At 58.1% G+C, this 18,309-nt stretch carries 18 protein-coding genes and 1 other RNA gene; 9 read left to right on the forward strand and 10 right to left on the reverse strand.

All coding sequences use genetic code 11. The annotated features are described in order from the left end of the window. Window positions 1-235: 235 nt before the first annotated feature. Both rnpB and rsmI read right to left on the reverse strand, forming a co-directional pair. Window positions 236-589, reverse strand: an RNA gene (gene rnpB, locus AC1D1M_RS20420) — RNase P RNA component class A. Window positions 590-664: 75 nt separating this feature from the next. Beyond that, window positions 665-1,570: a 16S rRNA (cytidine(1402)-2'-O)-methyltransferase gene (gene rsmI / locus AC1D1M_RS20425; RefSeq protein ID WP_477777012.1), complete on the reverse strand. Its 906-nt coding sequence runs from the start codon at window positions 1,568-1,570 to the stop codon at window positions 665-667. 177 nt (window positions 1,571-1,747) lie between these two features. On the opposite strand from rsmI, the gene AC1D1M_RS20430 reads away from it, so the two are divergent. The 4 genes from AC1D1M_RS20430 to AC1D1M_RS20445 all read left to right on the forward strand — a co-directional run bounded on the left by AC1D1M_RS20430 (window position 1,748) and on the right by AC1D1M_RS20445 (window position 5,194). Beyond that, window positions 1,748-3,559 carry a penicillin-binding protein activator gene (locus tag AC1D1M_RS20430; RefSeq protein ID WP_477777013.1) on the forward strand — a complete coding sequence of 604 codons (1,812 nt, stop codon included), beginning with the start codon at window positions 1,748-1,750 and terminating at the stop codon, window positions 3,557-3,559. Then, the gene (locus AC1D1M_RS20435; protein WP_008016690.1) at window positions 3,559-3,921 is read left to right on the forward strand and encodes a YraN family protein; all 363 of its coding nucleotides are present in this window, start codon (window positions 3,559-3,561) and stop codon (window positions 3,919-3,921) included. Before AC1D1M_RS20430 ends, AC1D1M_RS20435 begins: the two co-directional genes overlap by 1 nt. Before the next feature lie 104 nt (window positions 3,922-4,025). Beyond that, window positions 4,026-4,619, forward strand: coding sequence for a phosphoheptose isomerase (locus tag AC1D1M_RS20440; protein WP_007972584.1), 594 nt, complete (start codon window positions 4,026-4,028; stop codon window positions 4,617-4,619). Beyond that, the gene (locus AC1D1M_RS20445) at window positions 4,616-5,194 is read left to right on the forward strand and encodes a BON domain-containing protein (RefSeq protein WP_007989868.1); all 579 of its coding nucleotides are present in this window, start codon (window positions 4,616-4,618) and stop codon (window positions 5,192-5,194) included. Before AC1D1M_RS20440 ends, AC1D1M_RS20445 begins: the two co-directional genes overlap by 4 nt. 51 nt (window positions 5,195-5,245) lie before the next feature. On the opposite strand, the gene AC1D1M_RS20450 is transcribed toward AC1D1M_RS20445, so the two are convergent. The 7 genes from AC1D1M_RS20450 to rplM form a co-directional block, all read right to left on the reverse strand. Further along, on the reverse strand, window positions 5,246-5,665 hold the full coding sequence (locus AC1D1M_RS20450) for a ClpXP protease specificity-enhancing factor (protein WP_477777014.1): 420 nt from the start codon (window positions 5,663-5,665) through the stop codon (window positions 5,246-5,248). 16 nt (window positions 5,666-5,681) lie between these two features. Continuing rightward, window positions 5,682-6,299 (reverse strand): glutathione S-transferase N-terminal domain-containing protein, encoded by a 618-nt coding sequence (locus AC1D1M_RS20455; protein WP_007972581.1) that lies wholly within the window; start codon window positions 6,297-6,299, stop codon window positions 5,682-5,684. 150 nt (window positions 6,300-6,449) lie between these two features. Beyond that, window positions 6,450-7,232 carry a cytochrome c1 gene (locus AC1D1M_RS20460; RefSeq protein ID WP_477777015.1) on the reverse strand — a complete coding sequence of 261 codons (783 nt, stop codon included), beginning with the start codon at window positions 7,230-7,232 and terminating at the stop codon, window positions 6,450-6,452. Then, entirely contained in the window at window positions 7,232-8,443 is a 1,212-nt protein-coding gene (locus tag AC1D1M_RS20465; RefSeq protein WP_008045954.1) for a cytochrome b, read from the reverse strand. The genes AC1D1M_RS20460 and AC1D1M_RS20465 overlap by 1 nt, the downstream gene beginning before the upstream one ends. Beyond that, window positions 8,443-9,036: a ubiquinol-cytochrome c reductase iron-sulfur subunit gene (gene petA / locus AC1D1M_RS20470; protein WP_008045955.1), complete on the reverse strand. Its 594-nt coding sequence runs from the start codon at window positions 9,034-9,036 to the stop codon at window positions 8,443-8,445. Before petA ends, AC1D1M_RS20465 begins: the two co-directional genes overlap by 1 nt. Before the next feature lie 268 nt (window positions 9,037-9,304). Continuing rightward, complete coding sequence (rpsI, locus tag AC1D1M_RS20475) at window positions 9,305-9,697, reverse strand: 30S ribosomal protein S9 (RefSeq protein ID WP_003228056.1); 393 nt, start codon at window positions 9,695-9,697, stop codon at window positions 9,305-9,307. Window positions 9,698-9,711: 14 nt separating this feature from the next. Further along, entirely contained in the window at window positions 9,712-10,140 is a 429-nt protein-coding gene (rplM, locus tag AC1D1M_RS20480; protein WP_007917032.1) for a 50S ribosomal protein L13, read from the reverse strand. Window positions 10,141-10,385: 245 nt separating this feature from the next. Here rplM and AC1D1M_RS20485 point away from each other — a divergent pair, with 245 nt between their 5' ends. After that, window positions 10,386-11,426: an NADP(H)-dependent aldo-keto reductase gene (locus tag AC1D1M_RS20485; RefSeq protein WP_477777016.1), complete on the forward strand. Its 1,041-nt coding sequence runs from the start codon at window positions 10,386-10,388 to the stop codon at window positions 11,424-11,426. A 103-nt stretch (window positions 11,427-11,529) separates the two neighbouring features. Here the strand turns inward: AC1D1M_RS20485 and AC1D1M_RS20490 are convergent, their stop codons facing one another. Next, window positions 11,530-12,666, reverse strand: coding sequence for an acyl-CoA dehydrogenase family protein (locus AC1D1M_RS20490; RefSeq protein WP_477777017.1), 1,137 nt, complete (start codon window positions 12,664-12,666; stop codon window positions 11,530-11,532). Window positions 12,667-12,887: 221 nt separating this feature from the next. Here AC1D1M_RS20490 and AC1D1M_RS20495 point away from each other — a divergent pair, with 221 nt between their 5' ends. The 4 genes from AC1D1M_RS20495 (at window position 12,888) to AC1D1M_RS20510 (ending at window position 18,257) form a co-directional block, all read left to right on the forward strand. Next, a complete protein-coding gene (locus AC1D1M_RS20495; RefSeq protein WP_177336483.1) occupies window positions 12,888-13,808 on the forward strand; it encodes a GlxA family transcriptional regulator in 921 nt (306 codons plus the stop codon). A 197-nt stretch (window positions 13,809-14,005) separates the two neighbouring features. Continuing rightward, complete coding sequence (locus AC1D1M_RS20500) at window positions 14,006-15,952, forward strand: flavin monoamine oxidase family protein (RefSeq protein WP_477777018.1); 1,947 nt, start codon at window positions 14,006-14,008, stop codon at window positions 15,950-15,952. Window positions 15,953-16,159: 207 nt separating this feature from the next. Next, window positions 16,160-17,047, forward strand: coding sequence for a nitrilase family protein (locus AC1D1M_RS20505; RefSeq protein WP_477777019.1), 888 nt, complete (start codon window positions 16,160-16,162; stop codon window positions 17,045-17,047). A gap of 16 nt (window positions 17,048-17,063) precedes the next feature. Beyond that, the gene (locus AC1D1M_RS20510; RefSeq protein WP_477777020.1) at window positions 17,064-18,257 is read left to right on the forward strand and encodes a hypothetical protein; all 1,194 of its coding nucleotides are present in this window, start codon (window positions 17,064-17,066) and stop codon (window positions 18,255-18,257) included. The last annotated feature ends 52 nt before the right edge of the window (window positions 18,258-18,309 follow it).

Here is an 18,309-nt window from a genome sequence, read left to right on the forward strand (position 1 = left end):
CCGGTGCTGCGTGGAGTTTATGCGATCACTACAAGCGCGGGCTAATCGATATCACAAAACCGCTTCTGCTGACGACCGTGTAACGAAGAAAACCGGTACTGCGCGGTGTTTATGCGATCACTACAAGCGCGGGCTAATCGATATCACAAAACCGCTTCTCCCGACGTGTGTACACGGAGAGAGATTGCTACCACCAACCCCCCTACTCAATGATTCAAGCAGAGGAGAGAAAAAGGTGGAGAGTCGATCTGTAAGCCGGGTTCTGTCTTGAACAGTCATTCGTCTACGATGGCCATCACTGGACATCTTTAGCAACCTACCCGGTCCCAGCGCGGGCCACGCCTTGGGACCCTATTTGGTCTTGCTCCAAGTGGGGTTTACCTAGCCACGAACTGTTGCCAGACGTGCGGTGCGCTCTTACCGCACCTTTTCACCCTTACCGGCGCCGAAGCGCTTAGGCGGTTATTTTCTGTGGCACTTTCCGTAGGCTCACGCCTCCCAGGCATTACCTGGCACTTCGCCCTATGGAGCCCGGACTTTCCTCCCCCCCCTAATTTTCATAGAGGGCAGCGACTGTCCGATCGACTCTCCGCCGCGAAGGTTACCRGCACAGCGCCCGAAGAACAAGCGCCAAGCGCCATTGAGCACGCCTGTGCGTCGGGTTTTACTCGCCCCTCTGCTGATCCAGCGCGATCTGGTACAGCACATTCTTTCGCTCGCCGGTGATTTGCGCCGCCAAAGCCGCCGCACGCTTGAGCGGCATCTCTTCGAGCAACAGGTTGAGGATGCGCATCGCCTCGCTACTGACGACACCTTCCTCCTCGGGCGCGGACCAGCCCGCCACCAGCACCACGCACTCGCCGCGCTGCTGATTGCTGTCCGACTCGACAAACTCGCGCAGCTCAGCCAGCGGCAGCCCCTTGAGGGTCTCAAACGTCTTGGTCAGCTCACGGGCAAGCAGCGCCGGGCGCTCGGGGCCGAACACCAGCTCCATGTCTTGCAGGCATTCAAGGATGCGATGCGGGGCCTCATAGAAGATCAATGTGCGAGGCTCTTCCTTTACCTGTTCGAGACGCGCTCGCCGCCCCACAGCCTTGGCCGGGAGGAATCCTTCGAAAATGAAACGGTCGGAAGGCAGACCCGCCGCCGACAACGCTGCAATCAACGCGCAGGCCCCCGGAACCGGCACTACATTGATGCCTGCAGCCCGGGCCTGCCGCACCAGGTGATAACCCGGATCGGAAATCAGCGGCGTCCCGGCGTCGGAGATCAACGCCACGTCGTCACCGGCAAGCAGGCGAGTGATAAAGCGGCTACCTTCATCCCGCTCGTTGTGCTCATGACAGGCCGCCAATGGCGTCGAAATGCCGAAGTGTTGCATCAGGCGCTGGGAATGGCGGGTGTCTTCCGCGGCAATCAAGGCCACTTCACGCAGAATCTTCAGCGCCCGCGCACTGATGTCATCCAGGTTGCCGATGGGCGTCGCCACCACATAAAGCGAGCCAGCAGCGGAATTCAAAGCACCTGGAGCAGTCAAAGCGCACACCTCATGATCGGTAAAAGTCGCCATTGTAGCGCGTAGCGAGACTCACGATACCCGCAAGCAAACGAGGTATCGGCGACCGTTTGTGCGCTGGCGCAACATTTACACCAGCTAAATTGATCGATTCACGCCAGTAACATCGCGCCCCGGCCAGTGCTTGGGTACAATTCCACGCTAATTTGATCGAGTATCAGGAACGCTTACATGATCGCTTGCCTGCGGCTGTTATCTGCCCTCTGCCTCGCTGCCTTGCTGGCGGCTTGCGCCAGCTCGCCCTCCTCCAGCCTTGGCGAACTTCCACGGACACCGGACGCCAGCATCGAGCAATTGCTTGAGAAGGCCTCCCAAAGCAAATCACCGGAAGATGCCGCTTTGCTGCGCTTGAGCGCTGCCGACCTGGCCTATCGCCAGGGCAATGCCGGCCAGTCCGCGCAAATCCTGCAACAGGTTCCGATCGAGCAGCTCAAGCCGGGCCCACAGGTTTTCGCCAGTACCCTGGCGGCGGAGCTGGCCATGACCCGCAATCAGCCCAAGGCCGCGCTGGCTGCCTTGAGCCATCCGAGCCTGCAACGCTTGAGCGAACTGCCCGTCGAACAACAGGTCCGCACCGGCACCGTTCACGCCCGCGCACTTGAAGCCGATGGCCAGACCCTCGCCGCCGCTCGCGAGCGAATTTTCATCGCGCCGATGCTCAAAGGTGAAGCCGCAAGCAAAAACCACGAAGCCATCTGGACCCTGATCGCTTCGCTGCCGACCGAGCAGTTGCAGCCAAACACCACCGACGATCTCGGCGGCTGGATGGCCCTGGCGCTGGCCGTGAAATCTGCCGGCACCCTGGAGCAGCAACAGGCCGCCATCGACCACTGGCGCGCGCAGAATCCGAAGCACCCGGCAGCCATACAATTGCCGCAGCCACTGACCCAACTCAAGGAACTGGCCAGCCAGCCCTTGAACAAGATCGCCCTGCTGCTGCCTCAGGACGGCCAACTGGCCTCGGTTGGCAAAGCACTGCGCGACGGCTTCATGGCCGCTCACTACCAGGCACAACAGGCCGGGCAGAAACCACCCGCCATCGAGTTCTATGACAGCTCGCGCCTGACCTCCATGGACGAGTTCTACCGCAAGGCCCAGGCCGATGGAGTGCAACTGGTCGTCGGCCCGCTGGAGAAGCCGCTGGTCAAACAGCTGAGCGCTCGCCCGCAATTGCCGATCACTACGCTGGCGCTGAATTACAGCGAGGGCGATCAAGGCCCGGCGCAGTTGTTCCAGTTCGGTCTTGCCGCTGAAGACGAAGCCCGCGAAGTGTCGCGCCGCGCTCGCGCCGACGGCCTGCATCGTGCCGCCATCATGGTGCCGAAAGGCGAATGGGGCGACCGCGTGCTCAAGGCGTTCAGCCAGGATTGGCAAGCCAATGGCGGCACCATCGTCGCCACCGAACGCGTCGATCAACCGGTCCAGTTGGCCCAGCAGATTGCCGACATGTTCCAGCTGCGTCAGAGCGAAGGCCGCGCCAAGAGCCTGCAAAGCACCGTTGGCTCGCAAGTCGCTGCCCAGCCATCGCGCCGCCAGGACATCGAGTTCATTTTCCTCGCCGCAACACCGCAACAGGCCCAGCAGATCAAACCGACCCTGAACTTCCAGTACGCAGGCGATGTTCCGGTCTACGCCACCTCCCACGTGTTCAGCGCCAGCGGTGACGTCAACCAGTACAACGACATGAATGGCATTCGCTTCTGCGAGACGCCATGGTTGCTGGACGCCAATGATCCACTGCGCCGCCAGGTCACCGCCCAGTGGCCACAAGCCGCCGGCAGCCTGGGGCGCCTGTATGCCATGGGCGTGGACGCCTATCGACTGGCGCCACGCCTGGGCCAGCTCAAGTCACTGCCGGACAGCCGCATCGACGGTGAGTCGGGCAGCCTTGGCATGTCTCAGAGCCAGCGGGTCGTGCGTCAGTTGCCATGGGCCGAGTTTGCCAATGGCCAGGTTCAGCGCCTGCCGGACACCGCTCGCTGATGCCCGACAGGTCACGCCAGCAAAGCGGCAAGGATGCCGAGCGCCATGCGCTCGAGCATCTTCAACAACAGGGTCTGCGCCTGCTGGCGCAGAACTGGTTGTGTAAACGCGGCGAGCTTGATCTGGTCATGCTAGATGGCGATACAGTAGTATTCGTTGAAGTCCGCTACAGAAAAAACACTCAATGGGGTGGCGCGCTCGATAGCATCGATGGGCGCAAACGGCAAAAACTGATTTTCGCCGCGCAATATTTTCTTCAGTGCGAGTCGCGCTGGGCCAATTCCCCTTGCCGCTTCGACGTGATTGCCATCGACAGCAACCTCGATCAGTTGAACTGGCTACAGAATGCCTTCGACGGCTGATCGCCGGCATTGCGAACCGGACACTCTCACCCAACACTTTTGCTCTTTGCTTTGCGGGCTGCACATTCACGTGCCGAACAGCCGCGCTACTTAAGGTCACACAGATGGACATGCAATCCCGAATTCGCCAGCTTTTTCAGGCCAGTATCGACACCAAGCAACAGGCGATGGAAGTACTTGCACCGCACATCGAGCAAGCCAGCCAGGTCATGGTCAACGCCCTGCTCAACGAAGGCAAAATGCTTTCCTGTGGCAACGGCGGTTCGGCTGGCGACGCCCAGCATTTCTCGTCCGAACTGCTCAACCGCTTTGAGCGCGAACGTCCGAGCCTGCCGGCCATCGCCCTGACGACCGACAGCTCGACGATCACCTCGATCGCCAACGACTACAGCTACAACGAAATCTTCTCCAAGCAGATCCGTGCATTGGGCCAACCGGGCGATGTGTTGCTGGCTATCTCCACCAGCGGCAACTCGGCCAACATAATTCAAGCGATCCAGGCCGCACATGATCGCGAAATGATTGTCGTAGCATTGACGGGGCGTGATGGCGGCGGCATGGCGTCGCTACTGTTGCCCGAAGACGTCGAGATTCGCGTACCGGCCAACGTCACCGCTCGCATTCAAGAAGTCCACCTGCTGGCGATCCATTGCCTTTGCGACTTGATCGACAGCCAATTGTTCGGGAGTGAAGAATGACCCCTAATCGCCTTGGCCTACTGGCCTTGACCCTATGCCTCGGCATCAGCGGCTGCACCTCAGTGGTGACTGCCAGCCGTGAAGCACCGATTGAAGATGACCGCGGCACTCGCACACTGGGCAGCAAGATCGACGACTCCCTGATCGACACCAAGGTTGGTGTGAACGTCGCCAAGGCCGACCCGGCTCTGGATAAGGATTCGCACATCGTCGTCACCAGCTTCAACGGTGTCGTGCTGCTCGCCGGGCAAACGCCACGCGCAGACCTCAAGGCCAAGGCAGAACAAGCCGCCGCCGCTGTGCAGCGCGTGAAGCAGGTGCACAACGAACTGCAAATCCTGCCACCCTCCTCGCTGCTGGCACGCCAGAACGACACCTGGCTGACCACCAAGATCAAGACCCAGATGCTCGCCGACGCGAACATCCCCGGTTCGCGCATCAAGGTTGTCACTGAAAACGGCATCGTCTACATGCTGGGCCTGCTGACCAAGCAGGAGGCGGCGCAGGCGACCAACCTGGTGCAAGGCGTTTCCGGTGTGCAGAAGATTGTGAAGCTATTCGAGTACATCGACTGATTCACAACAGGCAGGCACAAAAAAGGCGATCCATCTGGATCGCCTTTTTTATTACTTCACCACCTTCAGACTTGGGCGACCGCTTGGACGCGGCGGCTCGCTGCCGGGCGGTGGAAGATCGTCATCCGGCTCGACCTCCTCGTCCTCGTCCTCGCCCATCGGCGATTCCAGATCAAACACCATGCCTTGGCCATTCTCCCGGGCGTAGATACCCAGGATCGAGGCAATTGGCACGTACAAGGTGTGCGGCACGCCACCAAAGCGCCCCTCGAAACTGACCGCCTCATTATCCATGTGCAAGTGACGCACGGCTTGTGGCGATACGTTCAGGACGATCTGCCCGTCACTGGCAAACCCCTGAGGCACCTGCACCGACGGGTACTCGGAATTGACCAGCATGTGCGGGGTGCAATCGTTGTCCACAATCCACTCATAGAGCGCGCGGACCAGATAAGGTCGACTGGAGTTCATAACGGCTCCTTAAGCCTTAGCGCATATCGCGTTCGACACCAGACAGACTCGCCTGGAAAGCCTCACGCGCAAACTGGCGCTCCATATAATCAAGCAGCGGCTTGGCCGGCCGCGGCAGTTCTATACCCAGAATCGGCAATCGCCAGAGTATTGGCAATAGGCAGCAATCCACCAGACTTTGTTCCTCACTAAGGAAAAACGGTTTGTCGGCGAACAGCGGCGACACGCCCGTCAGGCTTTCGCGCAACTCTTTCCGAGCCACGGCACGGGCCGCCTCCTTGGTCCGCGAATCCAGAATCAGATCCACCAGACCGCACCAGTCTCGCTGGATGCGGTGTATCAGCAGGCGACTGTTGGCACGCGCCACGGGATAAACCGGCAGTAGCGGCGGGTGCGGGTAACGCTCATCCAGATATTCCATCACCACTGTCGACTCCCACAACGCCAGGTCACGATCGACCAGGGTGGGCAAGCTGCCGTAAGGGTTCACCTCAATCAGTTTAGGTGGCTGACGTCCAGCTTCCACGTAAATGATCTCGGCGCTGACACCCTTCTCTGCCAGTACGATGCGCACTCGGTGGGAATAGTGGTCGGCGGGGTCGGAGTAACAGGCCAACCGATTGGTCACGCCCATGGCGATCCTCCTCGCTTGTAGAAATTATCGAACGCGGAAAAACGAGCGCGCCCAGAGGGCGCCTCCCGTAACGACTGGATCACCAGTTTCGCTACATCTTCAGAGGCGCCCTTGGGCGCGCGCGATTAACAGCAATAGCTTGAAGCTTTATCAGTGCACGTCTTTCCAGTATTCGCGCTTGAGCAGGTAAGCGAAGACGAAGAAGAACGCCAGGTACAACAATACGTACGTACCGATGCGCTGATGTTGCAGCTTAACCGGGTTAGCCGAGTAAGCCAGGAAGGTTACCAGATTCTTGACCTTCTCATCGAACTGCTCTTCAGTCAGAGCACCGCTTTTCGGCACGATGGTCAGTTGATCGCACGCTTCATGAGTCAGCTTCGCGCCGGTCAACGGATCGTATTGCTTCTTGCCGCCTTCGACGATCTGAACCTGTTTGCAACCGACGACCTGGCGACCTTGCAGGCCGGCCAGGACGTTAGGCATACCCACGTTCGGGAAGACCTTGTTGTTCACGCCCCAAGGGCGCGCAGGATCTTCGTAGAACGACTTCAGGTAACCGTAGAGCCAGTCGGTGCCGCGAACACGGGCAACCAGGGTCAGGTCCGGCGGCGCTGCGCCAAACCAGGCCTTGGCGTCCGCCGGCTGCATGCCGGTGCTCATGTGGTCGCCGATCTTGGCGCCGGTGAACACCAGTTTTTCCAGCATCAACTCATGGGGAATGCCCAGGTCGTCGGCAACACGCTCATAGCGCTGGAACTTGGCACTGTGGCAACCCATGCAGTAGTTGGCGAACGTACGCGCGCCGTCCTGCATGGCTGCTTTATCGGAAACGTCGATGTCGACTTTTTCCAGCTCGGGGCCACCGTGTTCAGCGGCGAAAGCGAACACTGGCAGCGCAGCAAGCATCAATACAGCAAATAGTTTTTTCATCAGCCAGTCACCCTTTCCGGAACCGGTTTGGTCTTCTCGAGCCTGGTATAGAACGGCATCAGAATGAAGTAGGCGAAGTACAGGAAGGTACATACCTGCGACAGCAACGTACGCTCTGGAGTCGGGGCCAGAACACCCAGCACACCCAGGATCACGAACGAGATGCAGAACACCCAGAGCCAGATCTTGCTCAGCCAGCCTTTGTAGCGCATCGACTTGACCGGACTACGGTCGAGCCATGGCAGGACGAACAGCACAGCAATGGCCGCGCCCATGGCGATCACACCAAGGAGCTTGTCCGGAATCGCACGCAAGATGGCGTAGAACGGGGTGAAGTACCAAACCGGAGCGATGTGCTCTGGGGTCTTGAAGGCGTTCGCCACTTCAAAGTTCGGCTTTTCGAGGAAGTAGCCGCCCATTTCCGGGAAGAAGAACACGATCGAGCAGAAGATGAACAGGAACACCACCACGCCGACGATATCTTTCACGGTGTAGTACGGATGGAAGGCAATGCCGTCCAGCGGTATGCCGTTTTCGTCCTTGTGCTTCTTGATGTCCACACCATCCGGGTTGTTCGAACCGACTTCGTGCAACGCCAGGATGTGCAGCACCACCAGACCAAGGATAACAATCGGCAGGGCAACCACGTGCAAGGCGAAGAAGCGGTTCAGGGTAATACCGGAAATCAGGTAGTCACCGCGAATCCACTGGGTCAGGTCGTTGCCGATGACCGGGATCGCACCGAACAGCGAGATGATTACCTGGGCACCCCAGTAGGACATCTGACCCCACGGCAGCAGGTAGCCCATGAAGGCCTCGGCCATCAGCGCCAGATAGATCAGCATACCGAAGACCCACACCAGCTCACGCGGCTTCTGGTAAGAACCGTAGAGCAGGCCACGGAACATGTGCAGATAGACCACGATGAAGAACGCCGAAGCGCCGGTGGAGTGCAGCAGACGCAGGATCGAGCCGTACTCGACGTCGCGCATGATGTATTCGACGGAGGCAAACGCCTCTTCCGCCGATGGGTTATAGCTCATGGTCAGCCAGACGCCGGTAACGATCTGGTTGACCAGAACGAGCAATGCCAGGGAACCAAAGAAGTAGAAGAAGTTGAAGTTTTTCGGAGCGTAATACTTGCTGAGATGGTCTTCCCACATCTTGGTTGCGGGAAAGCGCGCATCAACCCAATCCATGAACTTGCTCATCACGCTTTCTCCGTATCGACGCCAATGATAATAATTTCATCGGTCTCATAGGAATGCGGGGGAACTGGCAGGTTCAAAGGCGCAGGCTGCGACTTGTAGACGCGGCCAGCCAGATCGTAGTGGGAACCGTGGCAAGGGCAGAAATAGCCGCCCACCCAGTCTTTACCCAGATCCGCAGGTGCCACTTCGGGACGGAAGGTCGGCGAGCAACCCAGGTGCGTGCAGATACCGATCAGCAGCAGGACCTCAGGTTTGATCGAACGGATTTCCGGATCAACGTAAGTCGGTTGTGTCGAGTTCTTGGAGGTCGGGTCAGCGAGCTGGCCCTCGATCTTCTTCAGATTCCCCAGGATTTCCTGTGTACGGCGGACGATGAACACCGGCTGGCCGCGCCACTCAGCAATCATCTGCTGGCCTGGCTCGATTTTGCTGACATTCACTTTCACCGGTGCACCTGCGGCTTTCGCCTTGGCACTGGGAAACCATGACCCCACGAACGGGACCGCAGCCCCCACCGCTCCTGCAGCACCCACCACGGATGTGGCTGCTACCAAGAAGCGACGCCGGCCTGCATTCACGCCGTCATTGCTCATTCAGTCCTCTCCCATCAGCTTTGTGGCCTGTTAAATCAGGCATCTACTAAGTAAAACTATGTACTTATAAAAATTTTGCCGAATGGTAATGAAAAGCCCCAATTCTGACAAGGTAATTACCGGAGCCCATCACCCCCAAGCCTTGTAGTATAGGGCGTCTGCGGATGTGGCAAGTTGTCACAGCGCAATTCTTTGATAAATCGCAGACACAAAAAAACGCCCAGCTCCGTGAGGAAACTGGGCGTTCTTTTTTGAACGTGAAAGCGAATTAACGCTTCGAGTACTGCGGACGCTTACGCGCTTTACGCAGACCGACTTTCTTACGTTCAACTTCACGAGCATCGCGGGTTACGAAGCCGGCTTTACGCAGGGCGCTGCGCAGAGTCTCGTCGTAGTCCATCAGAGCACGAGTGATGCCGTGGCGGATTGCGCCAGCCTGACCACTCACACCACCGCCGATCACGGTGACGTAGATGTCGAACTTCTCGACAGTCTCAGTCAATTCCAGCGGCTGACGAACTACCATGCGGGCAGTTTCGCGGCCGAAGAAATTATCCAGCGAACGGTTGTTGATGGAGATGTTACCAGTACCCGGACGCAGGAAAACGCGTGCGGTTGCGGTCTTGCGACGGCCAGTGCCGTAATTTTGAGTCGCCGACATAATGTACTATTCCGTTAAAACTTCAGTTCTTGGGGCTGCTGAGCAGTATGTGGGTGTGCAGCGCCCGCATAGACTTTCAGCTTACGGTACATGTCGCGACCCAGCGGGTTCTTAGGCAGCATGCCTTTGACCGCGGTCTCGATCACGCGCTCAGGGGCCTTGGCGATCAGCTTTTCAAAGTTGATCGACTTGATGCCGCCCGGGAAACCGGAGTGGGAGTAGTACATTTTGTCAGTGGTTTTAGCACCGGTAACACGGATCTGCTCAGCGTTGATTACGACGATGTAGTCGCCGGTGTCAACGTGAGGAGTGTACTCAGGCTTGTGCTTGCCACGCAGACGGCTCGCGATTTCGGTGGCCAGACGACCCAGGGTCTGACCAGCAGCGTCGACGACAAACCAGTCGCGCTTTACTGTTTCCGGTTTAGCAGTAAAAGTTTTCATTCTTTATAGCCTCAGGGGCCGCCCTGTAAATTAGACGGCGGATCTTACTGAATAGTGCGTACTTTGACAAGTCAAAGGCAGCCGGATACAGACGCTTTCGGGGGCTCGGGTCGGCGCGTCCGTTCAACGGCAAGATTCTTCGGCGGCGGCGCATCACTTCCACTGCAGAAAGAGGTGCGCAATTATGCAGATTGCGAAAAATAATTCAACCTGCTTTTATGATTGTTTTGCCCAAGGAGCACCCGATGGACTATCGCCAGCTAGGCCGAACCAATCTGAACGTGAGTGCCCTCTGCCTCGGAACCATGACCTGGGGCGAGCAAAACAGCGAGGCAGACGCCTTCGCCCAGATTGAGCGGGCCAAGAGTGCCGGGATCAACTTCATCGACACCGCCGAGATGTACCCGGTGCCACCCAAGGCCGAAACCTACGCCACCACCGAACGCTACATCGGCAATTACTTCAAAAGCCGCGGCGACCGCGCCGACTGGATCCTCGCAAGCAAGATCGCCGGCCCCGGCAACACCATCGACTACATCCGCGATAAAAACCTGCGCCACAACCGCCAGCACATCACCGAGGCCGTGGACGCCAGCCTCCAGCGCCTGCAGACCGATTACATCGACCTGTACCAGCTGCACTGGCCGGAGCGCAGCACCAACTTTTTCGGACAGCTGGGCTACAAGCACAAGATCGAAGCCAACCTGACCCCGCTGGAAGACACCCTCGAAGCGCTGGACGAGCAGGTCCGCGCCGGCAAGATCCGCCACATCGGCCTGTCCAACGAGACACCATGGGGCACCATGCGCTTCCTGGCCCTGGCCGAAGCCCGAGGCTGGCCGCGCGCCGTATCGATCCAGAACCCGTACAACCTGCTCAATCGCAGCTTCGAAGTCGGCCTGGCGGAAATCGCCATCCGCGAGCAATGCGGCCTGCTCGCCTACTCGCCGCTGGCGTTCGGTTTCCTGTCAGGCAAATACGAAGGTGGCGCCCGCCCGCCAAAAGGTCGCCTGAGCCTCTACAGCCGCTTCAGCCGCTATTTCAACCCGCAGTCGGAAGCAGCCTGCAGCCGTTATGTGGCTCTGGCTCGCGAACACGGCCTGGACCCGGCGCAAATGGCCCTTGCGTTTGTGACGCATCAGCCGTTCGTGACCAGCAACATCATTGGCGCGACGACGATGGAGCAACTGGAGAGCAACATCGCCAGTTTTGATCTGAAATTGTCGGAAGAGGTACTGGAAGGGATCGAGGAAATTCACAAGGATCACCCGAATCCGGCGCCTTGATTGATTCATAGGCCCCATCGCGGGCAAGCCCGCTCCCACAAGGAATACACTGTACCTGTGGGAGCGGGCTTGCCCGCGATGGCGTCCGCCCGGTCAGCTCCAATCAAAGCGACCGCGCAATAATCTCCTTCATGATTTCATTGGTGCCAGCATAGATCCGCTGTACCCGCGCATCCGCCCACGCCCGGGCAATCGGGTACTCCCACATGAACCCGTAACCACCGTGCAACTGCACACACTCGTCGAGCACCTTGCATTGCAGGTCGGTGCCCCAGTACTTGGCCATCGCCGCTGTCGGCACGTCGAGCTTGCCTTGCAGGTGCAGTTCCAGGCAACGGTCGACGAAGACGCGGCCGATCTGGATTTCCGTGGCCATCTCCGCCAGCTTGAACCGGGTATTCTGGAAATCCGCGATCGACTTGCCGAACGCCTTGCGCTCGCGGGTGTAGTCCAGCGTCCATTGCAGCGCCGCTTCAGCTGAAGCCAGCCCGCCAATGGCCACGGTGAGGCGTTCCTGGGGCAATTCCTGCATCAGGTAGGCAAAGCCCATCCCGGCCTGGCCCAGCAGGTTTTCCTTGGGCACACGCACGTCCTGGAAGAACAGCTCCGAGGTGTCCTGGGCTTTCATCCCGACCTTTTCCAGACGCTTGCCCTTGTCGAAGCCCGGCGTATTGGCCTCCACCAGAAACAGACTGGTGCCCTTCGCGCCGGCCTTCGGATCGGTCTTGGCGACGACGATCACCAGATCGGCCAGGTAGCCGTTGGTGATGAAGGTCTTGGAGCCGTTGATCACGTACTCATCGCCATCGAGCACGGCCGTGGTTTTCACCCCCTGCAGATCGGAACCAGCGCCCGGTTCGGTCATGGCGATCGCGGTAACCATCTCGCCGGACACCAGTTTCGGCAGGTATTTATACTTCAGCGCCTCACTGCCGTAATGCAGGATGTAGGGCGCCACGATGTCCGAGTGCAGGGAAAAACCGATGCCAGTCAGGCCCAGTCGCCCCACTTCTTCGATCACCACCGCACTGTAGAGAAAGTCCGCCCCCAGGCCGCCGTACTCTTCCGGCAAGTGCGAGCAAAGCATCCCCGCCTCCCCTGCCTTGTTCCACAGCTTGCGGTCGATATAGCCCTGTTTTTCCCATTGCCCATGGAACGGCACCGCCTCTTTTTCGAGGAACGTCCGCACGCTGTCGCGGAAAAGCTCGTGCTCGGAACTGAACAGGGTTCTGGGGATCATGCGGCACCTTTTCTTTGTTATTAGAAGGAATTGACCTTCAGAGCCTAAGCCTCGCTTCCGATACAGGACACTGGACACATCCGACAAAAAATAAGACGATCCAGCCGTCTGGTGACCACTTCCCCCTATAAAAATAAAGTTGAATTATGTCTAACCAAGCCTCCACGCCCCTGCGGCGCGTCAGCATCCTGGCCATCGACCGGGTTTTCGCCTCCACCCTCATGCAAGCCAAGGATTTCTTCCACCTCGCCAGCCTGCGCTACGGCAAACAGCTGGGCCAGGGCCTGACACCGGCGTTCGAAACCCGCCTGGTCAGCCCCGACGGCAAGCCGGTCAACACCTTCAGCGATGTGATGATTCCGGTGGATGGCGGGCTGGAAAACGCCGACATCATCGTTCTTCCCGCGTTCTGGGACGATTTCGACAGCCTCTGCAAGCGTTACCCGCAAGTCCTGCCCTGGTTGCGCCAGCAACATGCGCGCGGCGCCGTACTGTGCGGCGAGGCCACCGGTGTTTTCTGGCTGGCCGAAGCCGGGCTGCTCAATGGCAAGGAAGCGACCACCTACTGGCGCTTCTTCAATGCCTTCGCCGAACGCTTCCCCCAGGTTCAACTCAATCAGGACAAGCACCTGACCGACGCCGACAACCTGTACTGTGCCGGCGGCACTACCTCGGCGTGCGATTTGTACATTTACCTGATCGAGCGCTTCTGCGGTGCCAATGTGTCCCAGGCCGTAGCGCGGGACATTCTGTATGAGGTGCAGCGCAGCTACTCGCCAGGACGTATCGGTTTTGGTGGCCAGAAGCTGCACCAGGACGTGATCATCCTGCAGATCCAGCACTGGCTCGAAGATCACTTCGCCGACAAGTTCCGCTTCGAAGACGTCGCCCGCGAACACGGCATGAGCATCCGCAACTTCATGCGCCGCTTCCAGACCGCCACCGGTGACAAACCACTGCATTACCTGCAACGCCTGCGCATCGAAACCGCCAAGGGCTTGCTGTCCGGCAGCCGCAAGAGCATCAAGACCATCAGCTATGAAGTTGGCTATGACGATGCGAGCTTCTTCGCCCGACTGTTCCGTCAGCACACCGAACTGTCGCCGAACCAGTATCGGCAGCAGTTTCAGCAGGCTGCGTAGCCGAACACCAACCGAATGTGGTAGCGAGCCTGCTCGCTTCCACACAGAATCTTGCGCCGGCCACGCAGTTCTTTCGCTGTGCATTTTCCTACGCAAAAAGCGGAATACAGAGCGCCGGAGAACCCAACCCTACCCACAGACGCAGCCCCTTAAAAACTTCAACATCTTCCCTGCAAAACCATCAGGGAAGATCAAACATGACTATCGGATCAAGCTACAACTACCCTTCATACATCGCCAAGGAGGCCGCCCGAACAAAGCGCTCGGCTAAAAACAAATGGGCGGCTCGCTTTCCCAATCCGCCGGATTTGTGCTTTGACTATCGTGCACTGGTAGAACAGGAAAACGGCATCGCCAGGGCAACTGACCCGCAACATAAAATCTGCATCATCGGCGCCGGCGTCACAGGCCTGACCGCCGCCAGAGAACTCTATCGCTGCGGCTTTACCCATATCACTCTCATCGAACAATCCAGACGCATCGGCGGCAGGCATCTGACCGTTCCCGGTAGCCGAAACTCGGCAACAAGCCATACACCGTTTGAAATGGGCGCCATGCGCATGCCCTTCTTCAACCGGGCAGATGAGTCACCGACAGAAGGTCGGTCGCTGATGGCTTACTACGCCAATCAATTTGAATTGGCGTTTTCAGACTTCGCCAACCCCGGTAGCCAATGGGTTAACTCGACAGGCATCTATCTCCGGGAGGGCAGCATGGGCGGCGGATCGGCGCCGCAAATGTTGATATGGAAAAATGAAGACGGCGTCACACCGCCTCCCGGCGATGAATTGCAAAAGGTTTATTCCAAGTGGAAAGCTTTTGCCGATCGCATGACCCGCCACGTTGCTGAGCTCTATGCGAGCCAGGAATGGGAAGCCATATGGGCTTCTATCGTTGAAAAATACGAGAGTGTCTCGTTCCGCGACCTGGTCAGCATGCCAGCACTGGAAGCTTGGGATGGCCGCTCACCCGGGGATTTCGGCGGAATGGGAATGTCTGCGCAAGAGTCCGCAATTTTTTACGCGATAGGTATAGGTGACGGTAGCTGGGGAGCTTTTTACGACGTCTGCTGCCTCTACCCTCTGCGTACCGCGATTTTCGGTTTCAGCAGCCAATTGCAACTGATCCATGGTCGAGTGGACTCAAACGGCGATCCACTGGATTCGCCCTACCTGAATAGCGAAGCCGTTTTTGACTCAATGGGGCAGAGTTTCGACAAGCCCCGCTACATCGGCCTCGCCGCTTTGGACGAATGCCTGCTGTTTGTGAAAACCGACGAAACCGGAAAGTCCATCTACGAACATTGCCTCGAAAGAAGCAATGGGCTTCTCACCGACTCATCCGTCACAAAACTGGAAAAGCTGACCAATCAAAAAATACGCGTCTATTACAACTGGAAACACAGTCAACCCGAGCAAATCCAGGAGCAATTTGATGACTTTGACTCGGTCATCATGACACTACCCTCCTGGCTGATTGAAACTCGAATCAAGCTCGAAAATTTCACCCGGGAGATGCTGCCTTTCGAGACGATTAACGCCTACAAAACCGCACACTGGGAAACTAGCTGCAAAGTGTTTGCACCGCTGAAAAAATCATTTCTCTCGAAAAACAAAAACATCCCGCAAGCCATCGTAACCGACAGTTTTATCCACGATGTATATACCTACCGCTACAACGACAACTACAGCTATGACTGCATCCTGCTGAGTTATACCTGGGAAGATGACGCAACCAAGCTCGCCTCATTCAGCGATAAGGAGCTGGTATCAAAATGCGCCGAAGAGCTGGATCGCATACTCATGAACTCTGCCAACGTCCAGGAAAAAATCTCTCCCTACATCGGCATTGATCAAGCGGTGGTTCAGCGTTGGATCACTGATAAAAATGCTCTGGGCTGTGCCAAGCTTTACCGACCGGGCACCTACTACGATGCCGTCAGCCTGATGAAGTACAACCGGGACTTTGCTCATGTATCTGGCTTGTATTTGTCCGGCGAGTCATTTTCCGTCGATGCCGGTTGGACGGAGCCATGTTTTCGCGGTGCTGTCGATGCAGTGATTCATATCTGCAACAAAACTGCCGCGACCTTCAATGGCGGATTTTCCTTGAGTGACTACCCGCACTACCAACTCAAAATCTGATCACATCCCCGTTCCAGAGCCATGCACGCAATACATGGCTCTACCTCTCGCGCCAGCTACCCACTGCCATCAAACATCACACTGATCCATTTTAGGACAAGGACTACGACCTAAACGGAAGTAGCTGACTTACGCCCCATTCCTGACTCCCCTCTTATAAACACGCCATTTAACAGCTTGAAAAACAATAAATAGAGGAAAGACGGAATGACTGAGCCAACAAGCCCTGTTCGTGTAGCAGTCGTGCAATTCGATCCACAAGTCGGCATCGAGAACTGTGCAGGTAATCTGCGTCGCAGCCTGGAATTGGCGCTTGAAGCGGTAAACGGCGGTGCGAATCTCATCGTTCTGCCCGAGCTTTCCAATACCGGCTATTTCTTCAGCAATCGGCAGGATGCCTTCGCCCATGCAGAAGCGGTTCCCGACGGGCCAAGCGTGCAGTGCTGGATCGGCTTCGCCCGCGAACACAACGTTTACCTCGTGGCCGGCCTGGCAGAACGCGACGGCATGCGACTCTTCAACACCGGCGTTCTGGTGGGACCAGACGGTTTTATCGGCAAATACCGCAAAGCCCATTTGTGGAATCTGGAGAAGCTCTGGTTCACCCCCGGCGACCTGGGTTTCCCGGTTTTCGACACACCAATCGGCCGCATCGGGCTGTTGATCTGCTGGGACATCTGGTTCCCGGAGGTGCCGCGGATCCTCGCCCAGCAAGGCGCGGACATCATTTGCAGCCTGAACAACTGGGTCTGGACACCGCCGCCGCTGTTCGACGATGCCGGTAAGTGCATGGCGTCTTATCTGACGATGACCGCCGCTCACGTCAACAACGTGTTTATCGCTGCCGCCAGCCGGATCGGCGAGGAGCGCGGCGCGCGCTACCTGGGTTGCTCGCTGATTGCCGGAACCAACGGCTGGCCGATTGGCGCCGTGGCTTCGGCAGACAGGCAGGAAATCCTGTTTGCCGATGTCGACCTGACCAGCTCCCGCAGTGCGCCCATCTGGAACAACCTGAACGATCTGCATCGCGATCGTCGAGCCGATCTTTACGATCAGATGCTCGGCTACACCCAACACCCTTGCCTCCCACGTTGATAAGGAGGCCTATCGCATGGAAGTTACAACCGACAAAAACCAACCATCACGCAAATCACCGATTGATACAGCCGTCGTCCTGCTAATGATCGGCGCGACACTGCTGATCGTCTGGCTTTCTTTCAGCAACCGGACTTTCTGGGGAGCGCATTGGCCCGGGTACGGCGACATGGTATCGCTGCTACCCGAACCGAGTGCCTGGTTGCGTTGGGTGTTAGGTGACATCAGCGAGGTGGCTTTCTACAAGCACGAGTTCGCCTCGATCGGCCTGCTGGCGGGCGCTTATCTGGCTTACTGGGCGAATCGAACGGGGAAATCCTGGCAAGGGTTTGCCATCTCCTATGGAACGGGACTTTGGCCCTGGCTGGTCACCAGTTCGTTGCTCGGGCTGCTGCTGAGCAATCTGCTGTGGGGCTGGACGGTGACAGCCACAACCTGGCAACCCACGTTCGTAGCATTTGTCTCGCTGCCAGCGGCGATGGTGCTGATGTTTGGCGGAGGCTGGAAGGTCACGATCAACGGCGCACTCATGGGCGCCGCACTCGTCACACCGATGTGCCTGCTGATCGTCAACTACGTGTGCCAACCGCTGGCCTTGCCTGCGGTGATTGGCAATGTACTGGGCATGGCGGTTGCCAGCGTCATGGCGTTTCTGTTCTGCCGCTATTGGCCGAACCTGGTGAAATCCAGCTCGTCAGAAACGCCACCCGCCTCAATCGCCACCGCCAAGGCGCCCGACTATGGCGTCATCTGGAGCCTGCGCCGGATTCTGGCGGACTTTTCCGAAGCACCGTTCTTCGGCAATGAGCTGGCCAGCCTTGGCCTGATACTGGGTGCATTGCTGGCGTACAGCTTGAACCCTTCAAGCCCCGCGTACGGATCGGGCCTGTTGCTGCACATTATCGGCGCGCAGGCATTGGCCTCGGCCATCGGCGTGCTGATCTGGCGTCAACAATGGATGTTGCGCGGCTGGTATCCCACTTACATCCCGCTGGTTTCAGTGGTGCCCGCGGCGATCCTGGCCTATGGCGGCAGCTGGCAGATTATCGTCTCAAGTGCCCTGCTCGGGGCATTGCTCGCACCACCGCTGGCCTGTGTGATTGCCAGGAAATTACCGGCCGACATGCACGCCTACATCGCCAATGTACTGTCGATGGCCATCAGCACACTGCTGATCGTGCCGCTGATCGGTTTTCTGATCGCTGATTAATGCCCCAGCCATTCGGCTGTATCGCGGCCTCAAAAGCGGATACAGCCACTTT

It is taken from the genome of Pseudomonas sp. P1_F7 (assembly GCF_056405655.1).